The 22,167-nt window shown below is 63.9% G+C and carries 20 protein-coding genes and 1 other RNA gene; 9 read left to right on the top strand and 12 right to left on the bottom strand.

The window, feature by feature from the left end:
• Window positions 1–14: 14 nt before the first annotated feature.
• From LSQ66_RS16465 to LSQ66_RS16440, 6 genes are all read right to left on the bottom strand, one after another.
• Window positions 15–1,340 (bottom strand): sigma-54-dependent transcriptional regulator, encoded by a 1,326-nt coding sequence (locus LSQ66_RS16465; protein ID WP_231766273.1) that lies wholly within the window; start codon window positions 1,338–1,340, stop codon window positions 15–17.
• Window positions 1,337–3,112, bottom strand: coding sequence for a sensor histidine kinase (locus LSQ66_RS16460; protein ID WP_231766272.1), 1,776 nt, complete (start codon window positions 3,110–3,112; stop codon window positions 1,337–1,339). Before LSQ66_RS16460 ends, LSQ66_RS16465 begins: the two co-directional genes overlap by 4 nt.
• 144 nt (window positions 3,113–3,256) lie before the next feature.
• Complete coding sequence (locus tag LSQ66_RS16455) at window positions 3,257–4,054, bottom strand: ABC transporter ATP-binding protein (RefSeq protein WP_231766271.1); 798 nt, start codon at window positions 4,052–4,054, stop codon at window positions 3,257–3,259.
• Between the two features lies 1 nt (window position 4,055).
• Complete coding sequence (locus tag LSQ66_RS16450) at window positions 4,056–4,877, bottom strand: ABC transporter permease (protein ID WP_231766270.1); 822 nt, start codon at window positions 4,875–4,877, stop codon at window positions 4,056–4,058.
• A 12-nt stretch (window positions 4,878–4,889) separates the two neighbouring features.
• Window positions 4,890–5,858: an ABC transporter substrate-binding protein gene (locus tag LSQ66_RS16445; RefSeq protein ID WP_231766269.1), complete on the bottom strand. Its 969-nt coding sequence runs from the start codon at window positions 5,856–5,858 to the stop codon at window positions 4,890–4,892.
• A 177-nt stretch (window positions 5,859–6,035) separates the two neighbouring features.
• Window positions 6,036–7,661 carry a POT-type proton-dependent oligopeptide transporter gene (locus LSQ66_RS16440; RefSeq protein ID WP_231766268.1) on the bottom strand — a complete coding sequence of 542 codons (1,626 nt, stop codon included), beginning with the start codon at window positions 7,659–7,661 and terminating at the stop codon, window positions 6,036–6,038.
• 224 nt (window positions 7,662–7,885) lie between these two features.
• Between LSQ66_RS16440 and LSQ66_RS16435 the strand changes: the two genes are divergently transcribed.
• From LSQ66_RS16435 to LSQ66_RS16420, 4 genes are all read left to right on the top strand, one after another.
• The gene (locus tag LSQ66_RS16435) at window positions 7,886–9,505 is read left to right on the top strand and encodes an alpha-glucosidase (protein WP_231766267.1); all 1,620 of its coding nucleotides are present in this window, start codon (window positions 7,886–7,888) and stop codon (window positions 9,503–9,505) included.
• A gap of 10 nt (window positions 9,506–9,515) precedes the next feature.
• Complete coding sequence (locus LSQ66_RS16430; RefSeq protein ID WP_231766266.1) at window positions 9,516–11,387, top strand: glucokinase; 1,872 nt, start codon at window positions 9,516–9,518, stop codon at window positions 11,385–11,387.
• A 121-nt stretch (window positions 11,388–11,508) separates the two neighbouring features.
• Entirely contained in the window at window positions 11,509–12,024 is a 516-nt protein-coding gene (locus LSQ66_RS16425; protein WP_231766265.1) for a PadR family transcriptional regulator, read from the top strand.
• Entirely contained in the window at window positions 12,021–13,253 is a 1,233-nt protein-coding gene (locus LSQ66_RS16420; RefSeq protein ID WP_231766264.1) for an MFS transporter, read from the top strand. The genes LSQ66_RS16425 and LSQ66_RS16420 overlap by 4 nt, the downstream gene beginning before the upstream one ends.
• Here the strand turns inward: LSQ66_RS16420 and LSQ66_RS16415 are convergent.
• The 6 genes from LSQ66_RS16415 to groES all read right to left on the bottom strand — a co-directional run bounded on the left by LSQ66_RS16415 (window position 13,237) and on the right by groES (window position 18,998).
• Window positions 13,237–13,875, bottom strand: a complete 639-nt coding sequence (locus LSQ66_RS16415) for a hypothetical protein (RefSeq protein WP_231766263.1) — start codon at window positions 13,873–13,875, stop codon at window positions 13,237–13,239. The two genes, LSQ66_RS16420 and LSQ66_RS16415, sit on opposite strands and share 17 nt — an antisense overlap.
• 18 nt (window positions 13,876–13,893) lie before the next feature.
• Window positions 13,894–14,520, bottom strand: a complete 627-nt coding sequence (locus tag LSQ66_RS16410; RefSeq protein WP_231766262.1) for a glutathione S-transferase family protein — start codon at window positions 14,518–14,520, stop codon at window positions 13,894–13,896.
• Window positions 14,521–14,528: 8 nt separating this feature from the next.
• Entirely contained in the window at window positions 14,529–15,026 is a 498-nt protein-coding gene (locus LSQ66_RS16405; RefSeq protein WP_231766261.1) for a hypothetical protein, read from the bottom strand.
• 82 nt (window positions 15,027–15,108) lie between these two features.
• On the bottom strand, window positions 15,109–16,899 hold the full coding sequence (locus LSQ66_RS16400; RefSeq protein WP_231766260.1) for a thiamine pyrophosphate-requiring protein: 1,791 nt from the start codon (window positions 16,897–16,899) through the stop codon (window positions 15,109–15,111).
• A 127-nt stretch (window positions 16,900–17,026) separates the two neighbouring features.
• On the bottom strand, window positions 17,027–18,673 hold the full coding sequence (gene groL, locus LSQ66_RS16395) for a chaperonin GroEL (RefSeq protein WP_231766259.1): 1,647 nt from the start codon (window positions 18,671–18,673) through the stop codon (window positions 17,027–17,029).
• Window positions 18,674–18,707: 34 nt separating this feature from the next.
• Window positions 18,708–18,998: a co-chaperone GroES gene (groES, locus tag LSQ66_RS16390; protein WP_231766258.1), complete on the bottom strand. Its 291-nt coding sequence runs from the start codon at window positions 18,996–18,998 to the stop codon at window positions 18,708–18,710.
• Window positions 18,999–19,288: 290 nt separating this feature from the next.
• Between groES and LSQ66_RS16385 the strand changes: the two genes are divergently transcribed.
• The 5 genes from LSQ66_RS16385 to ssrS all read left to right on the top strand — a co-directional run bounded on the left by LSQ66_RS16385 (window position 19,289) and on the right by ssrS (window position 21,986).
• Window positions 19,289–19,927, top strand: a complete 639-nt coding sequence (locus LSQ66_RS16385) for a glutathione S-transferase family protein (RefSeq protein ID WP_231766257.1) — start codon at window positions 19,289–19,291, stop codon at window positions 19,925–19,927.
• Window positions 19,924–21,171 carry a gliding motility protein GldB-related protein gene (locus LSQ66_RS16380; protein ID WP_231766256.1) on the top strand — a complete coding sequence of 416 codons (1,248 nt, stop codon included), beginning with the start codon at window positions 19,924–19,926 and terminating at the stop codon, window positions 21,169–21,171. The genes LSQ66_RS16385 and LSQ66_RS16380 overlap by 4 nt, the downstream gene beginning before the upstream one ends.
• 51 nt (window positions 21,172–21,222) lie before the next feature.
• The gene (locus LSQ66_RS16375) at window positions 21,223–21,453 is read left to right on the top strand and encodes a hypothetical protein (protein WP_231766255.1); all 231 of its coding nucleotides are present in this window, start codon (window positions 21,223–21,225) and stop codon (window positions 21,451–21,453) included.
• The gene (locus tag LSQ66_RS16370; protein WP_231766254.1) at window positions 21,450–21,761 is read left to right on the top strand and encodes a cell division protein ZapA; all 312 of its coding nucleotides are present in this window, start codon (window positions 21,450–21,452) and stop codon (window positions 21,759–21,761) included. The genes LSQ66_RS16375 and LSQ66_RS16370 overlap by 4 nt, the downstream gene beginning before the upstream one ends.
• Window positions 21,762–21,806: 45 nt before the next feature.
• Window positions 21,807–21,986, top strand: a non-coding RNA gene (gene ssrS / locus LSQ66_RS16365) — 6S RNA.
• Window positions 21,987–22,167: the final 181 nt, after the last annotated feature.

Below are 22,167 nucleotides of genomic sequence, written 5' to 3'. Positions count from 1 at the left end.
TACCGGAAAGCGGGCTATTTGCGGCCGGTGCTGATCTGGTATTTCTTCATTTTGTCGTACAGCGTTTTACGCGGCACCATCAGGCGGTCCGCTGCGATGCCGACATTGTGATCCGCCTCCGCCAGCGCGCGCAGGATCAGATCACGTTCGTAGGCATCCACCTGCTGCGGCAGCGAACCCGAAGTGTATTCGGCTGCTTGCGCGGCAGCGGCCTGCGGCGCGAGGCCCAGCGTGAGGCGCTCGGCGAAATTCCGCAGCTCCCGCACGTTGCCCGGCCAGTCCGCAGCCTGCCAGGCCGCCATATCCTGAGCGCTCCACTGGGGCAGGGGACGCTGGTAGCGCAGCGCGGCCTCCTGCACGAAGTGGGCCAGCAGCAGCGGAATATCGTCCCGTCTTTCGTTCAGCCGAGGCAGATCGATGGTGACGACGCCGATGCGGTAGTAAAGGTCTTCGCGGAACCTTCCCTCGGCGCTGAGCTGGAGCAGGTTCGCCTTGCTGGCCGCGATGACGCGGCAGTCCAGAGGCACAGCCTCGTTGGCCCCAAGGCGCTCAAGGCGGCGTTCCTGCAGCACGCGCAGCAGCTTCACCTGCAGCGACATCGGCATGGTCTCGATCTCGTCCAGGAACACCGTGCCGCCGTTGGCGTATTCGAGCTTGCCGACACGGCGCTTCTGCGCGCCGGTGAACGCCCCGGGTTCATGGCCGAAGATTTCGCTCTCGAACACGGATTCCGGGAGCGCGCCGCAGTTGATGGCGACGAAATTGCCCTTGCGGCCGCTGGCCGCGTGCAGAACCCGGGCTACAACCTCCTTGCCCGTGCCTGTCTGACCGTTGATCAGGATATCGACGCCAGCGGGGCCGACATTGCGGATAGTGAGCTTGAGCTGCTCCATGGCCGGGGAGCGGCCGATGAGGTCCGGCGTATCCGGATGCAGGGCGCGGGCGGTGCGCAGCTGCCGGTTCTCCAGCACGAGATTGCGCCGCTCCTGGGCGCGGCGTACCGCGTCCATCAGCCGTTCCGAGGCGAAGGGCTTCTCAATGAAATCGTAGGCGCCGCTGCGCATCGCCTCCACGGCCATGCTCACATCCCCGTGACCGGTGACAACGATGACCGGCAGTTCCGCATCGAGCGCCACGGCCTGCGCCAGCAGCTCCAGGCCTGAACGGCCGGGAAGGCGCACATCGGTAACCAGTACGCCGCCGAAGTCCGCGCGCAGCAGGGCCAGCGCTTCCTCAGCACTGGAACAGGCCTGCACGCTGAACCCGCCCAGCTCGAGCGTTTGTGCTGTAGCCAGGCGCAGCGAGGCTTCGTCTTCAACCAGGATGGCTTGCGCGTTCAATCGGATACTCCTTTCGCCAGGGGCAGGCGCAACTCGAATTCCGCTCCGCCGCTGGCCTGATTATGCGCCGAGAGCTGTCCGTTCATCGCCTGCACGATGGACGAGGAAATAGCCAGGCCGAGTCCCAGACCTTTGCCGGACGGCTTCGTCGTAAAAAATGGCTCGAACAGATGGGCGGCAACCTGCTCGGGGATGCCACTGCCGCTGTCGGCAATGCGGACGATTGCCTGCCCGTCTTCGCTCGCCATGGTGACGCCGACCTCGCGCCGGGGCGCATCCTCGACGGCGTCGAGAGCATTGCGCAACAGGTTGATCAACACCTGCTCGAGGCGCACGGGATTGCCCGCAACCAGCAGCGGCTCCTCGCCCGTGCCGCAGAGGAGCGTTACGTCGTGGCGCCGAAACTCGCTCTCGAGAAGGAAGACGGAAGCGCGCACGGACTGGGCCAGGTCCACAATCGAAACTGTCTCGTCCCGCCGCGCAAAGCCCTTCAGCTGGGAGATGATGGCGCCCATGCGCGCGCTGGCCTCCCCGATATGGGTGAGATTCTTCTCGGCCTGTTCGCTTTGGCCGCGTGAAAGGAAGGTACGCGCATTGTCCGCAAAGGCGCGGATAGCGGCGAGAGGCTGGTTCAGTTCATGGGTGACGCCAGCGGCCATCTGCCCGAGCATCGTCAGCTTTCCCGCCTGGATCAGCTCATTCTGCGTGCTGCGCAGCAGATGCTCGGTCTCCTGCAGTTTCGCGTACTTCTGCTCCAGATGCCGGTTCGTATCACTCAGTTCCTGCGTGCGCTGGACGATGCGGTCCTCCAGCTCGCGCGCGGCCTGCTGCAAGGCCTCGCGCGAAGCCATGCGCTCCTCCAGGCGGCGGCGGCGCTGGTGCATGGCCCAGTAGCTCGCGCCAGCGCTGGCCAGCAGCAGCGCAGCGGCGAGGGCCCACAGCGCACCCGCGCGGACAACGCGCGTCTGGCCCGGAAAGAGCATCAGGTGCCAGCCGAGGCGCCCGACCGGCTGCGTCACGAAGTCGCCGGGATGGCGAAGGAGAGGCGTGATGTTCTGGCCCATATACTGCTGCGTGCGCGCGAGTTCCTGCCGCGTGCCCAGGTCGAGCGGATGCAGGCTGTGATAGCGCCATGCGGGGCGGTTGCTGAGGAAGATCACGCCGCTGCGGTCCGCGAGCACGATGGGGTCTTCGCTGCTGCCCCAGGTGTGTTCAAAGTCGGCGAGGCTGATCTTCACCGCGATGACGCCGGCGATGGGGCCTCCCTTGCTGCCGTTGCGGTACACCGGCTGCGCGATGAAGTAGCCCGCCTCGCTGGTGCTGGTGCCGATACCGTAGAAACGTCCCGCGCGCCCCTGGATAGCCTCCCTGAAGTAGGGACGGTAAGAGAAGTTCTTGCCCACGAAACCGAGCGGCTGATCCCAATTGCTGGCGCCGAGGGTCAGGCCGGTATGGTCCATCAGATAGAGAGCGCCGACCTTCGCCTGCTGCTGGATCGTCTGCAAGGTCGCGTTCAGGCGGGCGATGGCGGCGGGATCGTTCGGGTGGGCGAGGGCGTGGGTGAGGTCCGGCTGCTGGCCGAGGACGAAAGGCAGGGTTTCGAAGCGTTCCAGGACCGATTGCAGGTCCGGCGCCATCAACTGCAGCTGGCGCTGCCCCTGCTCCAAGAGCTCCGCGCGCGCCCGATGCGCACCCAGCGCAAAGGCGCCCGCAATAATGCAGGCCGCAGCCATCCCAACCGGCAGCAATAACAGGAGCTTTCTAACGCGCATAAACCGATTCTACTGCACAGCCCGTGTCCACTTCTGGTGCCAGGGAAGAAAAGTGGACACGAGCTGGGCCGCGAGCGGGCTAGCGCAGAGCTCGTGTCCAAAAATCTTCCCTGGCACCAGAAGTGGACACGGGCTCGGCGGTGGTTAGTCGACGGCGGCGAGGCGGAGTTCGTCGTTGTGGTGGCGCTGCTGTTCTTCCATTACGAGCATGCCGAGTTCGCGCTTGAGGGCGTTGAATTCGGCCGCCGCCGGGTCGCGCAGGCGCGGGAGCTCGACCATCATGTCGCGCTTGACCGTGCCGGGACGGTAGGTCATCACCACAATGCGGTCGGCCAGGTAGACGGCTTCCTCGATGCTGTGCGTGACGAAGATGATGGTCTTCTTCAGCTCCGACCAGATGCGCAGCAACTCGTCCTGCAGGTTGCGCCGGGTGAGGGCGTCCAGCGCGCCAAACGGTTCGTCCATCAGCATGATGGGCGAGTCGAGCGCCAGCACCCGCGCAATCGCCACGCGCTGGCGCATGCCGCCGGAGAGGTCCTTCGGGTAGCGGTTGCGGAAGTCGCTCAGGGAGAGCATCTGCAGCAGCTGCGCGACCGTCTGCTCGATCTGCGCTTTCGGCATGCCTTTCACTTCCAGGCCGAAGGCGATGTTCTTCTCGACCGTCATCCATGGGAAGAGGGCGTATTCCTGGAAGACCATGCCGCGCTCGGGACCGGGGCCGGTAATGAGCTGCCCGTCCGCCGTGATCTCGCCGCTCGACGGCAGGGAGAAGCCTGCAATGGCGTTCAGCAGCGTGGACTTGCCGCAGCCCGATGGGCCCAGCAGGCACACGAACTGCCCCTGCGGGATTTCGAGGTTGATGTCCTTCAGCGCGATCACTTCGCGGCTGTCGGTCTTGAAGACCTTGTTGACGCCCTTGACGTTGATGTGGGTCGCGCTCATGTCAGTTCTCCAGGCCGCGGTGCCAGCGCAGCAGGTGGTTATTCAGTTTGTTCATGCCGATGTCGATGATCAGGCCCAGAATGCCGATGCTGATCATGCCCGCAATGATCTTGTCGGACCAGAAGTACTCGCGCGCCTCAAGGATGCGGAAGCCCAGCCCGTTGTTCACGGCGATCATCTCGGAAACGATGACCACGATGAAGGCGGTGCCGATGCCGATACGCACGCCGGACAGGATGTAGGGCACGGCCGCAGGCAGCATCACGCGCACGAACATCGCCCGCTGGCTCACGCCAAGGTTGCGCGCAGCACGGATGTAGATGCCGTCCACATGGCGCACACCGGCGATGGTGTTCATCAGCACCGGGAAGAATGCGCCCAGCGCGATGAGGAAGACCGCAGGCGCATTCCCAAGGCCGAACCAGAGGATCGACAGCGGGATATAGGCAATCGGCGGAATTGGGCGCAGCACCTGCATCATGGGGTTGAGCCATGCGTACATGCGCTGGCTGGCGCCCATCATGAGGCCGATGGGCAGCGCCAGGCCGGCGCCTACCGCGAAACCGACCAGCACGCGGTACATGCTGCCCAGCGTATCGGCCCAGAGTTCGCCGGAAAGCGCCCATTCCAGCCAGGACTGGGTCGCCGGATCGTGCGCCTGCAGCGGCAGCGCATATTCAACCCACTTGGTGAGCACCGCCAGCGGCGATGGCAGCACCTGAGGGTTGATCCAGCCTTGCATCGCGCTCGCCTGCCAAAGCGCGATGACGATTACGGGCACGACCGCGCCCACGGCGATCTCTCGCCATTTCAGAGTTGCCATCGTGTGCTCCGCTTATTTGATATTGAGGCTTTTCTTGGCTTCGTCCAGCAGGTCGGTCCTGACCCACTCGGCGGCCACCGGCGGACGGCGCATCTTGCCCACGCCCGTCTTGGCCATCACGTCCGTCGTGATCTGGATGTGCTGCGGCGTGATGTCGTAGGTGTATGGCGAGTTGCTGATCGCGTCCTGGAAGTCGTCGGAGGTGATCTGGCCCTTGAAGATCACTTCGCGCACGTATTTTTCGGCCACCGGCTTCTGGTCGATGAAGGTCTTGGTCGCCTGGACGAAGCACTTCATGAATTTGGCGGCCGTGGCGCGCTTGTCCTTGTAGAACATCTCGCTCATGACCATGGTGCGCACCGGTTCGCCGATCGGCGTGTCGTAAGGCTTCATCACTTCCACGCCGAAGCCTTTGTTGATGGCCTGCGAGGACTGCGGTTCCGATTGCATGATCGCGTCCAGGTTCTTGCCGAGCAGCGCCTGGTTCAGGTCCGCGAAGGCGAGGAAGACGAGCTGCACGTCCTTGCCCGGCTGGTCGGAGAAGGTGAGGCCTGCCTGCTGCAGTTCCGCAGCCAGCAGCACTTCGTGAATGCCGCCGCGCGTGACGCCGACCTTCTTGCCTTTCAGGTCCTTGATGGATTTCACCGGCACGTCGCTGCGCGCCACCAGGCGCGCGCCGCCCTTGGCGAAGCCCGCGACGACGAAGATCGGTGCGCCGTTGGCGCGGCCCTGGATGGCGGCTTCGGATGCGGTGGCGCCCACGTCCAGTTCACCGGCGAGGATGGCCTGCATCACGTCCGGGCCTTTGGCGAAGACGTGTTCTTCGACCTTGATGCCGCACTTGGGCGCAATCTCCTTGATGTACGAAACGGCGCCATAGTGGGCGAACTTCAGGTTGCCGAGGCGGACCACTTCCTGCGCATTGGCGGAGGTGGCGAAGGCTGCGGCGAGGGCGAGGGTTAACAGGCGGGTCTTGCTCATGCTGGTCTCCTTGGTTGAATAGTTTGGGGAGACTAAGAGCAGCTTCCGTGCCAGCGCACGGCTCGAAGACTAAGTGCTTGATTTGCTTCGTTTGCTGCGCCGCCGCAGATGCGGCGGGCAGGGAGGCGGCGGGCGGAATTCCGGAAATTCCGCCGCGCCGTGTGCGGTTTTCCGTCCTCAGGCCTTGGCCGGAATGGCGCCGTAGCAGGTGGCGGCAGGTTCGGTGACGCGGTAGTTGTCCACCATTTTGTAGCGCATGGCGTAGAGCATGAAGACCAGCGCCGTGAGCAGGGCGAATCCGGCGAAGAAGAACATCTGGAAGGCGATGGTCGACATGCCGGTGCCCGCGATATGGCCAAGCACCGCGTCGTTCTTCACGCTGGAGTTCACGATCAGCACCCACAGGTTGCCGACGGTGACGGCCAGCTGCCAGAAGCCGGTGATCGAGCCCTTCATCGATGCGGGGGACTGGCTGTATGCGAATTCCAGGCCGGTGGCCGAAACCAGCACTTCGCCCATCGTCAGCACGATATAGGGCAGCAACTGCCACAGCAGGGACATGGGCGTGCCTGCATCCATCGAGATCTGGATCCAGCCGATGATGATCCAGGCCAGGCCCGAAAGCGCAATGCCCGCGCCCATGCGGCGCAGCGCGGTCGGTTCGATGCCCAGCGCACGCAGGATGGGGAAGATCAGGATGTTATTCAGCGGGATGAGGATCATCACCATCAGCGGGTTCATGGCCTGCATCTGCGCGGGCAGCAGCTGGAATTCCCAGCCGAAGATGGAGAGCATGGGGCTGGTCATGGAGTTCGCCTGCACGATCCAGGTCGATGCCTTCTGGTCGAAGAGGGACCAGAACGGCGTCACCAGCGCGAACACGATAAGGATGCGCAGCACCGCGCGCACGCCTTCAACCGCTTCGTCGCCATGCTTGCCGCGTGCGCGCTCCAGCTGCATCGAGGTGCCGATGCCGCCGAAGGCCAGCACCAGCACGAGCGCGGTGCATGCGCCGATCACGAAGCCCCATTTATAGGACATGATCAGCGAAGCCACGGCGCCCAGCGCGCCGATCAGCGCCACCACCAGGCCGGGGCGGCCTTCGCCGGGCTTCTTCGCCAGCAGGGCGGTTTGCGCCACGCGCGTGAAGGAGTTCTCGTTCGGCGCGGCTGGCGGCACGTTCACATACTTCTTGCGGCCGGACCAGAGCACGATCCAGGCGGTGAGCATCAGCAGGCCGGGAATGGCGAAGGCGATGGAGGGGCCGAGGTTCTTCAGGAACACCGGCATCAGCAGCGACGCGAAGAAGGAGCCGAAGTTGATCATCCAGTAGAAGGCGTCGAAGACGATCTTGGCCTTGTTCTTGTTGGTCTGGTCGAACTGGTCGCCGACGAAGGCGGAGATCAGCGGCTTGATGCCGCCAGAGCCCAGCGCAATCAGGAAGAGGCCGAAGTAGAAGCCTGTGAGGTTGTCCTCGAAGACGGCAAGGCAGCCATGCCCGATCACATAAATGAGGCTGAGCCAGAAGATGGTGTTGTATTTGCCGTAGAAGCGGTCGGCGAGGAAGCCGCCCAGCAGCGGGAAGAAGTACACGCCGATCACGAAGGTGTGGAAGACGTGTTTCGCTTCGCTCGTGCGGTCTTCCATCAGCGGGATGAAGGCAAGCAGGGTGCTGATCAGGAACGGCGTGAGGATGTTGCGCATCCCGTAGAAGCTGAATCGCTCGCAGCCTTCGGTGGCGACGATATAGGGAATTTGGCGCGGTAGCGGCCCGTTCCCGGCGTGTGGCTCTGCTTGTGACATGAGGTCTCCCGGATTTTTGATATGGACGCGATGCTATGCGAACGGGGTGGGATTGGCAACCGCTGAGTGTGCTGCACTGTAGTTTGACTACGGTATCGATACTACGAAAATCATTAAGTCATTGATTTTCAACGAATATATAGAACTACACAGGCGTCGCTTGCCGTTGAATAAACGGCATAGTTCATGTATATTATCTACAAAGCAAATCCGGGGACAGCAATATGAGCAAACACACGAATCCGAACTGGTGGCAGGAAGCGATCATCTACCAGGTTTATCCGCGCAGCTATCTCGATACGAACGGCGACGGCGTCGGCGACCTGGCCGGCATTACGGACCGGCTGGATTATATTGCGAAACTGGGCGTGGACATCGTGTGGATCTCGCCTTTCTTCAAGTCCCCCATGAAGGACTTCGGCTACGACGTGTCGGACTACTGCGACGTCGATCCCCTGTTCGGCAATCTCGCGGACTTCGACAAGCTCATTGCGAAGGCCCACAGCCTGGGCGTGAAGATCATGATCGACCAGGTCATGTCCCACTGCTCCGAGGAGCATCCCTGGTTCAAGGAGAGCCGCAGCAGCCGCGATAACCCGAAGGCCGACTGGTTCGTGTGGGCCGATCCCCTGCCGGACGGGAACCCGCCCAACAACTGGCTGTCCGTCTTCGGCGGCTCGTCCTGGCAATGGGATTCGCGCCGCAAGCAGTACTACATGCACAACTTCCTGGTCAGCCAGCCGGACCTGAACTTCCACAATCCCGAAGTGCAGCAGGCCTTGCTGGACAGCCTGCGCTTCTGGCTCGAACGCGGCGTGGACGGCGTGCGCATGGACGCCTGCAATTTCCACTTCCACGACCGCCAGCTGCGCAGCAATCCTCCCGCGCTGGTGCGCGACACCGCCACCGTGACGGACGTGAACCCTTACGGCATGCAGGCCCATATCCACGACAAGAGCCAGCCCGAGAACGTGGCCTTCCTCAAGCGCCTGCGCCAGCTGCTGGACGAATACGGCGCGGTAGCCATCGGCGAGGTGGGCGCGGACGATGCGCTGGCCGTCATGGCCGAATACACCGCGGGCGGCGACAAGCTGCACATGGCCTACAGCTTCAACCTGCTGAACAACATCTGCACGGCGAAGCATATCCGCACCCAGGTGGAGGACTTCAAGGCGCGCGTGAAGGATGGCTGGGCTTCCTGGTCCATCGGCAATCACGATGTGCCGCGCGTTGCTACGCGCTGGGGCGGCGGCGAGAATCCCGCCGCTTTCGGCAAGCTGGTGCTGGCAATGCAGCTTTCGCTCAAGGGCACGCCCTGCCTGTACCAGGGCGACGAGCTGGCCTTCACGGAAGCGGAAGTGCCGTATGAGCTGATCCAGGACCCTTACGGCATCACCTTCTGGCCCGAGTTCAAGGGCCGCGACGGTTGCCGCACCCCCATTGCATGGACCGATGGCGAGAACGGCGGTTTCACGAGCGGCAAGCCATGGTTGCCTGTCGCGCCGGAGCACAAGGCCGTTGCGGCCTCCCTGCAGGAGGGCGATCCCGATTCGCCGCTGTCCTTCGCGCGCCGCATGATCGCCTGGCGCCGCACCATGCCGCAGCTCACGCGCGGCGATATCGAATTCCTCGACGCGCCCGAACCGGTGCTGGCCCTGCGCCGCGACCTGCCGGGCGAGCGCAGCGTGATCGCCATCTTCAATCTCGGCAAGGAGCCAGCGAGCTTCGCGCTGCCCGCCGCGAAGGGCGCACAGAAGCTGGACCAGCCAGGCCTGCCGGGCGAAGTGAGGGATGGCGAAGTGAAGCTGCCGGGTTACGGCGCCTGGTTCGGCTACGCAGCCTGAGGGGGGCGAAATGAAACAGCTCGACGCCGACCAGAAACTGAACCGCGCCGCCTTCGCCGACGGCCCCCGCCTGCTGGCCGATATCGGCGCCACGCACGCACGCTTTGCCCTGCAGACGGCGCCCGGCGAGTACCAGGCCGTGCGCGTGCTCCAGTGCGACGACTTCACGGGCATTGTGCCGCTGCTGCGCAGCTATCTCGCGGACCATCCCGGCATCAACCTGAATCACGGCGCGCTGGCGCTGGCCAACCCGGTGCATGGCGACTATATCCGCATGACCAACCGCGACTGGCAGTTCTCCACCGACGAAGTGCGGCGCGAACTGGGCCTGCATACCCTGCTGGTGGTGAACGACTTCACCGCCCTGGCCATGGCCATTCCGACATTCAAGCCGGATGACCTGATGCAGGTGGGCGGCGGGGCGCCTGCGGCGAACTCGGTGATCGGCGTGCTCGGCCCCGGCACGGGCCTCGGCTGCTCGGGCGTGATTCCCACCATCGACGGTTTTGTCACCCTGGGCTCGGAAGGCGGCCACAATAACTTCGCCCCGGCGGACGAACGGGAATACGCCATCCTGCAGTACGCGTGGCAGACCTGGCCGCACGTGTCGAACGAGCGCCTGATTTCCGGCCCCGGCATGGAGATCATCTACCGCGCCATCGCGCGCCGCAATGGCCGCAATGTGCGCGACCTCACCTCGCAGCAGATCATCGCGGGCGCCTTGAAGGACAAGGAACCGCTGTGCGTGGAAGTGCTGGAGTGCTTCTGCGCCATGCTGGGCGGCGCAGCGGCGAACCTGGCGGTGACGCTGGGTTCCTTCGGCGGCATCTTCATCGGCGGCGGCATCGTGCCGCGCATGGGCGAGTGGTTCAAATCTTCGCCATTCCGCACGCGCTTCGAAGCCAAGGGCCGCTTCTCGTCCTATCTGGCCGAGATTCCGACCTATGTGATCACCACGCCGAATCCGGCGTTCTACGGCGTGGCCACCATTCTTTCCGAGCACCTGCGCGGCCGCAGCGGCGCCAATACGCTGATGGAGCGCGTGCAGCATCTGCAGCACGAGCTCACGCCCGCCGAGCAGCGCGTGGCCCAGCTGGTGCTGGAACAGCCGCGCCTTGTGCTGAACGAGCCGATTGCGGATATCGCGCGCCTCGCCGAAGTGAGCCAGCCCACCGTGATCCGCTTCTGCCGCTCGCTGGGCTTCCTCGGCCTGGCGGACTTCAAGCTGAAGTTCGCCAGCAGCCTGACGGGCGCCATTCCCGTGCGCCACAGCCAGGTGCGCGTGAGCGACAGCACGCACGACCTGAGCGCGAAGGTGATCGACAACACCGTCTCCGCCATCCTCAAGTTCCGCGACCAGCTGGACGTGCGCTCGCTGGACCGCGCCATCGCCCTGATCAGCAAGGCGAAGAAGGTGGAGTTCTACGCCATGGGGAACTCGCGCGTGGTGGCGCTGGACGGCCAGCACAAGTTCTTCCGCTTCCGCATTCCCACCGCCATGTATGGCGATTCGCACCTGTTCACGCTGGCCGCCGAGCTGCTTGGGCCGGGCGACGTGGTCATCGCCATCTCCAATTCCGGCAAGCTGCCGGAGCTGCTCGAAGCCGTGGATGCGGCGCGCGCGGCAGGGGCGGACGTTATCGCCATTACCAGCAGCCAGTCGCCGCTGGCCAAGCGCGCGAGCGTGTGCCTGGCGGTCGATCACAGCGAGGACAGCACCACCTTCCTCTCCATGATCTCGCGCATCCTGCAGCTGCTGCTGATCGACATTCTCTCCGTGGGTATCTCGCTCGACGAGCAGAACGCGTCCCTCGTCCTCGAAAACAAGGCAGGCAAGACCCACGAAAGCCGCCGCCTGCTGATCTCCCACCTCGACAACTGAGATCCCGGCTGAGGGCGGCCTGCGCAAGCGGGCGGCCTTCGCTCGTCCTAAAAAAAGCTTGCACTTCGCGCAAAAACGTTTACGATATATCTTATTGCGATATATCTTAATGAGGATCATCATGTTTCATTTCCTGCGCAAGCACGCATTCCACAGTCACCATCACCATCATGGCGGGGGCGGCCGTGGCCGCGGTCCCCGCATGTTCGACGCCGGCGCCATGCGCTATGTGGTGCTGCAGCTGATCGCCGAAAAGCCGCGCCACGGCTACGAAATCATCAAGGAGCTCGAACAGCGCGCGGGCAGCGGCTACGCGCCGAGCCCTGGCGCCATCTATCCGCTCATGGCCATGCTCTACGACATGGGCCATGTCTCCATCAGCCATGAAGGCAACAAGAAGCTGCACAGCATCACGCCCGAAGGGCAGGCCTTCCTCGACGAGAACCGGCAGATGGTGGATGCGCTGATGGCGCGCGTTCCCGAGCAGCGCCACGGATCGGACGACCTGCGCTCGGTCATGCACGAACTGAAGGCGGTCGTGATCTCCCGCGCCCGCGACGCTTCCGCCGACCAGTCGCGGCACGAGCAGATCGCCGCCATCCTGCGCCGCGCCAGCGCGGAGATCGAGGCCCTATGAGCGCACAACCCTTATCTCCAGGCCGCGAGCGGCTGATCCTTTGGCTGCTCGCGCTTACCCAGTTCACCGTCATCATGGACTTCATTGTGATGATGCCGCTGGCGCCCCAGCTGATGCAGGCCTTTTCCATCAGCGCTGCCCAGGTTTCGGGCGCGGTGTCGGCGTACGCCTGGTGCGCCGGGCTTTCCGGCCTGCTCGCCGTGACTTATATCGACCGCTTCGACCGCAAGCGCATGCTGCTGTCGGTCTTCCTGCTTTTTAACCTCTCCAACCTGGCCTGCGCGCTGGCCCCAAGCTTCCATGTGCTGGTGCTCTCGCGCGCTTTCGCAGGGCTGACGGGGGGCGTGCTGGGCGCCATCGTCATGGCCATCATCGGCGACCTCATTGCGCCGAACCGCCGTGGCTACGCCACCGGCATCGTCATGACGTCCTTCAGCATGGCCGCCGTGCTGGGCGTGCCGCTCGGCGTGAGCATGGCCGCGAAGTTCGGCTGGCAGTCGCCGTTCTACCTGCTGGTGGTGTTCTCGATGGTGATCTGGCTCATGGGCGCAAGCGTGCTGCCGCCGATGAAGGACCATCTCGGCGCGCCGGTTCCCCTGTCGCAGGCGCTGCCACGGCTGATTGGGCTGTTCCGCGTGCCGGCACACCTGAAGGCTTTTGCGCTCTCCATGCTGAACATGTTCACGGGCATGCTGATCATCCCATTCATCTCGCCTGTGCTGGTGGGGAACCTGGGCGTGCATCCGGGTGATATCACCTGGATCTATATGGCGGGCGGGATCGCGACCTTCTTCACCTCGCGCATGATCGGCACCTGGTCGGACAGGGCGGGCAAGCACCGGGTCTACCGCTACGCGGCCATGTTCTCCATCCTGCCCACGCTGGCGATCACGCACCTGCCCCAGCTCTCGCTGGCCGCCTTGATCGTCTTCTTCCCATTCTTCATGGTGTCCATGTCCGGCCGCAATGTGCCGATGCAGGCGCTGATGACGACCATTCCCGAGCCGCAGAAGCGGGGCGCCTTCCTTAGCGCGAACTCCGCGCTGCAGCAGGTGGGAACCGGGCTGGGTGCGCTGGTGGGCGGCATGTGGCTGACCACGGACGCGTCGGGCCGCATCGGCGGCTATGGCTTGAATGGCTGGATCGCGGCAGGGCTGATCGTGGTCTGCTGCTGGTGGGTGGGCAATGTGCGCGGCGCGAGCGCCGCTCCTGTCAGCTCGCCTGCCTGACGATCAGGTCCAGCAGGGTCTGGGCCTGTTTCAGCACGGGGCCCGCCAGCGAATCGCGGTCGATTTCGCCGAAGCCGCCCTCCCGCACGTGCAGGCCGTCCGCACCCAGGAAACTGAAGCGCACGTTGCCGATGGCGGGCGGGCCGCCCCGTTCGCGCAGGGGCGCCTTGGCGGCGGCGGGAATGGCGGCATGCACCAGCATGCGGGCCTGGTGGGCGATATCTTCCGGCGCGCCTTCGAAGACGGCCACGCGGCCGGTGTGGTTGATGTAGCGCGCGCTGCCATCGGCATAGGCGGCCAGCGCGTCCAGGCCTTCCTTCATCGGCACTTCGACCACAACGCCCAGCAGTTCCGTGGAATCGGATTGGGCGCCGGACTTGCGCAGCCAATGCCAGGCCAGCAGGCGCACGCGGCTCTCTTCGGCGGCGTCGTCCGCGATGGCTTTCACCACGCGGGGATCGGGGCTGTCGCCGAACAGGTGGCTGGCGGGCTTCCCCTGGGGCGCGACGAGGGAAGGATCGTCGCAGAACAGCAGCTTGTAGACGAGGTTCAGCTCATCCTGCTGGTAGGGGTTGGCGGCGGCCTTGCGGCCGCCGAAGACGGCGAGTAATTTCTTGAACATGCCGCCATCATAAGCCATTTAACGCCAGCCGCTGAGTCCTTCTGTGGCGTTCACGTGCTTCCAGCTGGGGCGCGCGCATACCAGGTCCGCCAGCTTGTTCAGGGCAGGCCACTCCGTCGCGGGACGCGGCATCTTGCGTGACCAGCGCATGTACATGGTCAGCATCAGGTCCGCGGCGGAGAACTGCTCGCCCAGCAGATAGGGGCCGTTGGCGCTCAGCCGTTCATCCAGTTCGGCGAAGCTCGATTCGATGCGGCGGCGCAGGGCGTCGCGGCCCTGGCAGTTCTCCTCCGTAGCATCCAGGTCGGCGGGGTAGAACCACAGGCGGTAGGCCGAGCCGAAGGTGTTCGCCATCCACACCACGTCCTGCAGGAAGCGGCCGCGCAGCGGGGAGCCCGGCTGCGGCGCCAGCCCGGCTTCGGGATGGCGCTCCGTCAGCAGCAGCATCAGCGCGGCGGATTCGCGCAGCACTTCGCCGTCCACCACCAGCGTGGGCACCACGCCTTGCGGGTTGAGCTTGAGGTAGGAGGCGTCGCGCTTCTTGCTCAGGTCAACTTCCACCAGTTCATAGGGTGCGCCGATTTCGAAGAGCGCGGCATGCAGCGCCAGGCTGGCGGCGCCGGCGGAGTAGTAAAGTGTGTACATGGGTTTCCTTATTGCGCGCTGCGGCGCGACATGGGTTTTTTGGTATCGCGCCACTGGTCGAGCGATTGCAGTTCGTCGGTGACCGCGTCTTCGACGAGGATCTCGCCATCGGTGGTCGAGACCAGGAAGTTCTCCCAGCGCACGGCGGCTTCGGGACGGTTCTCGATAAAGCTGAACTGGTAGAAGTCCTTGCCTTTCACGGCGCGCGGTTCGGGGTCGTATTCGATCAGGGCGCCGTGCACCTTGCCGCCGGAATTCTTCTCGATCAGGGCGGACCAGGCTTTCAGCTCGGGCAGCGCCATGAGGCGTTCGGTCGCCTGCTCGCGGCTCAGCACCGAAGGCGCGGGCGGCTGCACGGGCGAAGGCGCCGTGGCCTGGGGCGCGCTGCGCTGCGGCACGGCCTTCTCGGGCTGGGGATAGAGATACCAGACAGCCAGCCCGGCGGCCAGCAGGCCCGCCACGCTGCCGGCGATGGCGGGAAATCGAAGGGGAGAGCGGGATGACATCGCGGCAGGCCTTGGAGATCGATGGAGCGGACATACTAAACCAAAGTTGTTGCTGCATCAATATTTCCAATGGCCTGATGCATCAGGGAGGCTTGGGCGGGAACCAGGAATCCCATGTCTCCTTGATGCCTGCCTTGACGATGGAGAGCGCGTCCTTGTCGCCTTTGAGCAGCGCCGTGAAGTAGCTGCGCGCCTGCTTCAGCGTGACGTCCGGCGGCAGCGGCGGCACCTTGGGATCGGTCACCATCTCGATCACGCAGGGGCGGTCGCTGGCCAGGGCGGCATCCCACGCCGGGCCCACGTCCTCGGGGCGCTCGACCTTGATGCCCTTCAGGCCAAGCAGCTCGGCGTAGGCGGCGTAGGGGAAGTCCGGCACGGTCTGCGATGGGGCATAGCGCGGATCGCCGCCCATGGCGCGCTGTTCCCAGGTGACGAGGTTCAGGTCCCCGTTCTTCAGCACCATGATGGTCAGCTTGCCGTTGCCCCAGCCCTGCCAGTAGCGCGCAATGGTGATGAGCTCATTCAGGCCGTTCATCTGCATGGCCCCGTCGCCCACCAGCGCGATGGCGTGGCGTTCGGGCAGCGCGAACTTGGCGGCGATGGCATAGGGCACGGCGCAGCCCATCGTGGCCAGCCCGCCGGAAACGGTGCACATCATGCCGCGCCGGATTTTCAGGTCGCGCGCCATCCAGTTGGTGGAGGAGCCGGAATCGCCGGTGACGATGCAGTTGTCCGGCAGGCGAGGGGAGAGCTCCCAGAACACGCGCTGGGGATTGATGGGGTCCGCATCGTTCATTGCCCGCGCTTCGAGCACGCGCCACCAGCGCGCCACGTTTTCGGCGATGCCGTCCTGCCAGCTGCGGTCCGTCTTGCGTTCGAGGAGCGGGATCAGCGCGCGCAGGGTGTCGCGCGCATCGCCGATCAGGTTGAACTCCATGGGGTAGCGCAGGCTGGCGCGCCGGCCGTCGATATCGATCTGCACGCCACGCGCCTTGCCTTCCTTCGGCAGGAATTCGCCGTAGGGGAAGTTGGAGCCGACCATGAGAAGCGTGTCGCAGCCGTTCATCATGTCGTGGCTGGGCTTCGTGCCGAGCAGGCCGATGGAGCCTGTCACGAAAGGCAGGTCGTCCGGCACGGCGGCCTTTCCCAGCAGGGCTTTCGCAATGCCCGCGCCCAGCAGGTCGGCCACCTGCAGCAGTTCGTCGGTGGCGTGCAGCGCGCCTGCTCCGGCGAGTATCGCCACCTTCCTGCCCTCGTTGAGGATGCGCGCGGCCTGCTGCAAGGCCTGGGCGGGCGGCACATGGCTGCGTTCCAGGGCGCCGATCCCCGAGTGCACGGAACCGTGCTCGCGCGGCGGTTCGGCCACCGCGTCCAGGTCCTGCACGTCGTTGGGGAGGATGATGCAGGTGACGGTGCGCTGCTCCTTCGCGATGCGGAAGGCGCGGTCGATGAGATGGCGCACCTGCGCCGCATCCGTCGCCATCTGCACGTATTCGTGGGCCACGTCCTTGAACAGCGAGAGCAGGTCCACTTCCTGCTGGTAGTCGCTGCCGAGGGAGAGCCGCTTCTGCTGGCCCACGATGGCCACCACGGGCTGATGGTCCAGCTTCGCGTCGTACAAACCGTTGAGCAGGTGGATGGCGCCGGGGCCGGAGGTGGCAAGGCAGACGCCCACCTCGCCGGTGAACTTGGCGTGCGCTGTAGCCATGAAGGCTGTCATCTCCTCATGGCGGGCCTGGATGAAGGCGATCTTGTCCTGCCGCTCGAAGGCGCCCATGATGCCGTTGATGCCATCGCCCGGATAGGCGAACACACGCTGCACGCCCCAGGCATGCAGCCGCTCCAAAAGAAAATCCCCGACCGTCTTCGCCATGGCGCCCTCCCGTCAGGGCAAGATGATAGAAGCCCGCCGCCGGCGGTGGCGCACGCAATCCTCAAGGCAATAAAAAAGGCCGCTTCCAAAGAAGCGGCCCTGTTCAGACGGTGAGGTCTGGCGGCTATTACATCATGCCGTCCATGCCACCCATGCCGCCCATGCCACCCATGCCACCCATACCGCCGGCTGGCTTGTCTTCCACAACTTCAGCCACCATGCAGTCGGTGGTCAGCATCAGGCCAGCGATCGACGCTGCGTTCTGCAGGGCCGAACGGGTCACCTTGGCTGGATCCAGCACGCCCATTTCGACCATGTCGCCGTAGGTGCCGTTGGCAGCGTTGTAGCCGTAGTTGCCTTTGCCAGCCAGCACGGCGTTCACGACCACGGACGATTCCTCGCCTGCGTTCTGAACGATCATGCGCAGCGGCTCTTCCATCGCGCGCAGAACGATCTTGATACCGGCTTCCTGGTCGGGGTTGTCGCCTTTCAGGCTCAGTGCAGCGCGGGCGCGCAGCAGGGCCACGCCGCCGCCTGGGACGATGCCTTCTTCAACGGCGGCACGGGTTGCGTGCAGCGCGTCTTCCACGCGGGCCTTCTTCTCTTTCATTTCGACTTCGGTGGCTGCGCCAACCTTGATCACTGCAACGCCGCCAGCCAGCTTGGCCACGCGCTCCTGCAGCTTCTCACGGTCATAGTCCGAGGTCGCTTCTTCGATCTGCACGCGGATCTGCTTGACGCGCGCTTCGATGTTGGAGGCTTCGCCAGCGCCGTCGATGACGATGGTGTTTTCCTTGCCCACTTCGATGCGCTTCGCCTGGCCCAGTTCTGCCAGCGAGATCTTTTCCAGGGTCAGGCCGACTTCTTCAGCCACCACCTGGCCGCCGGTCAGGATGGCGATGTCTTCCAGCATGGCCTTGCGGCGGTCGCCGAAGCCAGGAGCCTTCACTGCGCAGGTCTTCAGGATGCCGCGGATGTTGTTCACCACCAGGGTGGCCAGCGCTTCGCCTTCGATGTCTTCGGCGATGATCAGCAGCGGACGGCCAGCCTTGGCCACTTGCTCCAGCACGGGCAGCAGGTCGCGGATGTTGGAGATCTTCTTGTCGCACAGCAGAACGAACGGGTTCTCCAGCACGGCAACTTGCTTGTCCTGGTTGTTGATGAAGTACGGGGACAGGTAGCCGCGGTCGAACTGCATGCCTTCCACGATATCCAGCTCGTCGTTCAGGGACTTGCCGTCTTCCACGGTGATGACGCCTTCCTTGCCCACTTTTTCCATCGCTTCAGCGATACGCTCGCCGATCGAGGAATCGGAGTTGGCGGAGATCGCGCCAACCTGGGCGATTTCCTTGGAGGTGGTGCAGGGCTTGGCGATCTTCTTCAGTTCTTCGACGGTCGCTGCCACGGCCTTGTCGATGCCGCGCTTCAGGTCCATCGGGTTCATGCCGGCGGCCACGAACTTCATGCCTTCGCGAACGATGGCTTGTGCCAGCACGGTCGCGGTGGTGGTGCCGTCACCGGCGTTGTCGCTGGTCTTGGAAGCGACTTCCTTCACCATCTGCGCGCCCATGTTCATGAGCTTGTCTTTGAGTTCGATCTCTTTGGCGACCGACACGCCGTCCTTGGTGACGGTAGGGGCGCCGAAGGAGCGCTCCAGCACGACGTTGCGGCCTTTCGGGCCCAGGGTGACTTTAACGGCGTTGGCGAGGATGTTGACGCCTTCAACCATCTTGGCGCGCGCTGCGTCGCCGAAAATAACTTCTTTAGCTGCCATGTTTGTATTCTCCTGAATTCTTTAAAAGGGCCGATTACTTGTTAACGATGGCCATGATGTCTTCTTCGCGCATCACCAGCAGCTCTTCGCCGTCGACTTTGACGGCCTGGCCGGAGTATTTGCCGAACAGAACGCGGTCACCCACTTTCACTTCCAGCGCGCGCAGGGCGCCGCTGTCGGTCACTTTGCCGTTGCCTACAGCCAGCACTTCACCCTGATCCGGCTTCTCGGCCGCTGCATCAGGAATGATCAGGCCGGACGCAGTTTTGGTTTCCTGGTCCAGACGTTTGACGATGACGCGATCGTGCAAAGGGCGAAGGTTCATACAAAACTCCTTTTATATTCAGTGGGGTTAATGCTATTTATGCAAGACTGCTCAACATTGTTAGCACTCGGTACTAACGAGTGCCAACAATTATAGGGACGACCACATGCGATTTCAAGTCGGGAAGTTTGCGGACGAGCAAAAAGACGCCGGCCCGGGGCCGGCGTGAAAACTGAGGAACAGCGTGAAACGATGGCGCCGGGGTGCCGCCATCCCCTTTGAGTCGCAGGTAAGCCGCGTTCCTGACAAAGAAGATGACGCAAGAGTGCCAATCTGATAACTTGTTACCTATGGAAAACACAAACATCAGCCTGCTGGGGAAGCGCAGCTCCATCAATGTGCGCAAAGTCCTGTGGACGCTGGAGGCCCTCGGCCTGCCGTACGAACTGGAGGAGGAGTGGGGCAGCGGCCACCGCGATACCAATGTTCCCGAATTCCTGGCCCTGAACCCCAACGCCATGGTGCCCGTGCTGCGCGACGGCGCGCTCGTGCTGTACGAATCGAACACGATCTGCCGCTACCTGGCGGGCGCCTACGGCAAGGGAGCGCTGCTGCCTGCCGAACCGGCCCGCCGCGCGATGGTGGAGCAATGGATGGACTGGCAGGCCACGGAGCTCAATCCCGCCTGGCGGCACGCCTTCATGGGGCTGGTGCGCGGAAGCCCGCAGTTCGCCGACGCGGCAGGCATCGAAGCCAGCGCCGCGGCCTGGAACGCGAAAATGCGCATCCTGGAAAGCCAGCTCGAAAAGACGGGCGCCTACGCCGCCGGTTCCAGCTTCTCGCTGGCGGACATCGTGCTCGGGCTCTCCACCAACCGCTGGAAAATGACGCCCATCGAACACGCCGCGCTGCCCGCCGTGGAAGCGTGGTACGCCCGCCTTGCCTCGGAGGCGGGATTCAATCAATTCTGTGCAAACGGTACGCCATGACGATCAAGCCATTCATCACCGCATTCATGCTCGCCGCCTCCTTCGCCGGAAGCGCGGCAGCCGCCACCACGCAGCAGCTCATCGCGGACGCGCGCGCCCATATCGGGAAGAAGGAGTATGCCGCCGCGGCGGCATCCTTCCGCCAGGCCATGGACCAGGGCGCGGGCCATCCTTCCGTGATCTACGACGCAGCGTGCGCGCTGGCGCTGGAGGGCAAGCGCGAGGAAGCGCTCGCAATGGCCGAACGCGCCGCCGCGGCAGGCATGCGCGGCCGCCTGATGGTGGAGAACGACAGCGACCTGCTCCCCCTGCATGGCGACGCGCGCTGGGCCGCCGTGCTCGAAAAAATATCGGCCAACGACGCCGCCTACCGCGCGCTGCGCTCGGACCCGGACCGCGCACGCATTGTCACCAGCGATATCGACCGCTTCTGGTCCGTCTACGACCGCGCCGCGCAGGCCGCCGATCCCGGCGCGCTGTACGACACCGACTATCTGGAACCGGGCAGCCCCGGCCTGCACAGCTTCATCAACATGCGCATCCGCAGCGGCGCCTCCCTGCATGCCGTCACGCAGAAGCACGCCCGCTACTACAAGGCGATCCGCGCCAATACGCTGCGCGTGAAGGAGATGGAGGGCGAGATCCGCGCCTCGCTGCACAAGTTCAAGGCCCTGTACGACGATGCCACCTTCGGCGACATCTACTTCGTCATCGGCGCCCTGTCCTCCGGCGGTACGGCGAGTTCCGATGGCCTCATCATGGGCGCCGAAATGTTCAGCCGGGACGATTCCGTCCCCATCGACGAACTCTCGCCCTGGCTGCGCAATGGCACCAAGACCGCCGCGCTGATCCCCAACATCACCATCCATGAACTGATGCACACCCAGCAGCAGGTGCCGGAAAACACCCTGCTGGCAGGGGCGCTGAAAGAGGGCACGGCGGACTTCCTGGCATCGCTCATCTCGAACGGGAACTTCAACGAAGTCACCTACGCCTACGGCTACAAGCACGAAGCGGCGCTGAAGCAGGCTTTCGCGGAGGACGTGAAGCGCAATGAGCGCAAGCGCTGGTTCGGCGCGGGCAGCATGGAAGGCGACCGCCCGGCGGACCTGGGCTACTTCATGGGCTTCCGCATCGCCCAGGCCTATTACAACAGGAGCGCGGACAAGAAGGCGGCGGTGAAAACCCTGCTCACCTACCGCGACCCGGAACAGATCCTGCGCGAGAGCGCGTATCTGCAGTAGGCCGGACTGAAAGCGGTTGACCGCCCTTTCGTGCGGCCCTATAGTGGCGAAATGATTTCAGATTTCCAAGAACTCTCCGACAAGATCGCCCAGCTGGCCGAGCTGACGCAGTCCCTGCGCCGCGAGAACGCCCAGTTGCGCCAGGCTAATGCTGCTTTAGTTGCCGACAACATGGGCTACCAGCGCCGGCTGACGGAAGCGTACGAACGCGTGACGGCGCTGCTGGAAAAAATTCCTGCGCCGGCTGAAGAAGCCGCGCCTGAAAAAGAGGATGCGCAATGATCCATGTCGACGTGACCATCATGGACCAGCCCTACCGGCTGGCCTGCAAGGAAGGCGAAGACCGCGCCCTGAAGGAAGCGGCGCTGCTGCTGGATAAGAAAATGAGCGGCATCCGCGAGAGCGGCAAGGTGAAGGGCAATGACCGTATCGCCGTGATGGCGGCCCTCAGCATGGCTGCCGAATTCCTGACCGCAAAATCGCCGGCCGGTCCCCTGTCGGACATGTCGCTGCTGGAAGTGCAGCAGAAGATCGGCGCCATGCACAAGGTGCTCGACAGCGCACTGACGCCACAAGAAAATCTGTTCTGATGCGAAAAAGCCTTTCGCCGAGGCGGCGAGAGGAGTAAACTCCGTGTCACCCTGCAGTGTTCGCGATTGTCATATATTCCTTGAACCATTTACATGCATCGGTTGCGGAAATTTGTTCGACGGGCGTGAGCGTCGCTTGTCCGATGAACCCGAAGTTGGACTAACTGCAACCACCTTGAGCCGTCAGGTTCGGGATGCCGGCATAGCGGCACAGGCGGGGCCCTCTACCAAAAAAGCTGCACCATCCGGTGCAGCTTTTTTTTCGTCCCAAGTCCCGGGACATTAATTTATTGTGGTTAATTTCCGAGGCTAAAAAGCAACATTTGATGGGAAAAGGAAAGATATCTTCTCTTGCCAGCAAGCTTTGCTCACTATAATCCCCCGCAGCAACTCAAAACTATAACTC

This window comes from Massilia endophytica, assembly GCF_021165955.1.
GTDB lineage: Bacteria > Pseudomonadota > Gammaproteobacteria > Burkholderiales > Burkholderiaceae_D > Rugamonas > Rugamonas endophytica.
This window is presented reverse-complemented; position numbering and strand designations above follow the sequence as displayed.

Bases quoted from the DNA above. Each gene is read 5' to 3' on its own strand.
- LSQ66_RS16420 (WP_231766264.1), top strand. From the start codon at position 12,021: ATGAGCGCACAACCCTTATCTCCAGGCCGCGAGCGGCTGATCCTTTGG.
- LSQ66_RS16430 (WP_231766266.1), top strand. From the start codon at position 9,516: ATGAAACAGCTCGACGCCGACCAGAAACTGAACCGCGCCGCCTTCGCC.
- LSQ66_RS16405 (WP_231766261.1), bottom strand. From the start codon at position 15,026: ATGTCATCCCGCTCTCCCCTTCGATTTCCCGCCATCGCCGGCAGCGTG.
- LSQ66_RS16385 (WP_231766257.1), top strand. From the start codon at position 19,289: ATGGAAAACACAAACATCAGCCTGCTGGGGAAGCGCAGCTCCATCAAT.
- LSQ66_RS16450 (WP_231766270.1), bottom strand. From the start codon at position 4,877: ATGGCAACTCTGAAATGGCGAGAGATCGCCGTGGGCGCGGTCGTGCCC.
- LSQ66_RS16370 (WP_231766254.1), top strand. From the start codon at position 21,450: ATGATCCATGTCGACGTGACCATCATGGACCAGCCCTACCGGCTGGCC.
- LSQ66_RS16455 (WP_231766271.1), bottom strand. From the start codon at position 4,054: ATGAGCGCGACCCACATCAACGTCAAGGGCGTCAACAAGGTCTTCAAG.
- LSQ66_RS16380 (WP_231766256.1), top strand. From the start codon at position 19,924: ATGACGATCAAGCCATTCATCACCGCATTCATGCTCGCCGCCTCCTTC.
- LSQ66_RS16400 (WP_231766260.1), bottom strand. From the start codon at position 16,899: ATGGCGAAGACGGTCGGGGATTTTCTTTTGGAGCGGCTGCATGCCTGG.
- LSQ66_RS16410 (WP_231766262.1), bottom strand. From the start codon at position 14,520: ATGTACACACTTTACTACTCCGCCGGCGCCGCCAGCCTGGCGCTGCAT.
- LSQ66_RS16415 (WP_231766263.1), bottom strand. From the start codon at position 13,875: ATGTTCAAGAAATTACTCGCCGTCTTCGGCGGCCGCAAGGCCGCCGCC.
- LSQ66_RS16375 (WP_231766255.1), top strand. From the start codon at position 21,223: ATGATTTCAGATTTCCAAGAACTCTCCGACAAGATCGCCCAGCTGGCC.
- groL (WP_231766259.1), bottom strand. From the start codon at position 18,673: ATGGCAGCTAAAGAAGTTATTTTCGGCGACGCAGCGCGCGCCAAGATG.
- LSQ66_RS16460 (WP_231766272.1), bottom strand. From the start codon at position 3,112: ATGCGCGTTAGAAAGCTCCTGTTATTGCTGCCGGTTGGGATGGCTGCG.
- LSQ66_RS16435 (WP_231766267.1), top strand. From the start codon at position 7,886: ATGAGCAAACACACGAATCCGAACTGGTGGCAGGAAGCGATCATCTAC.
- LSQ66_RS16445 (WP_231766269.1), bottom strand. From the start codon at position 5,858: ATGAGCAAGACCCGCCTGTTAACCCTCGCCCTCGCCGCAGCCTTCGCC.
- LSQ66_RS16440 (WP_231766268.1), bottom strand. From the start codon at position 7,661: ATGTCACAAGCAGAGCCACACGCCGGGAACGGGCCGCTACCGCGCCAA.
- LSQ66_RS16425 (WP_231766265.1), top strand. From the start codon at position 11,509: ATGTTTCATTTCCTGCGCAAGCACGCATTCCACAGTCACCATCACCAT.
- groES (WP_231766258.1), bottom strand. From the start codon at position 18,998: ATGAACCTTCGCCCTTTGCACGATCGCGTCATCGTCAAACGTCTGGAC.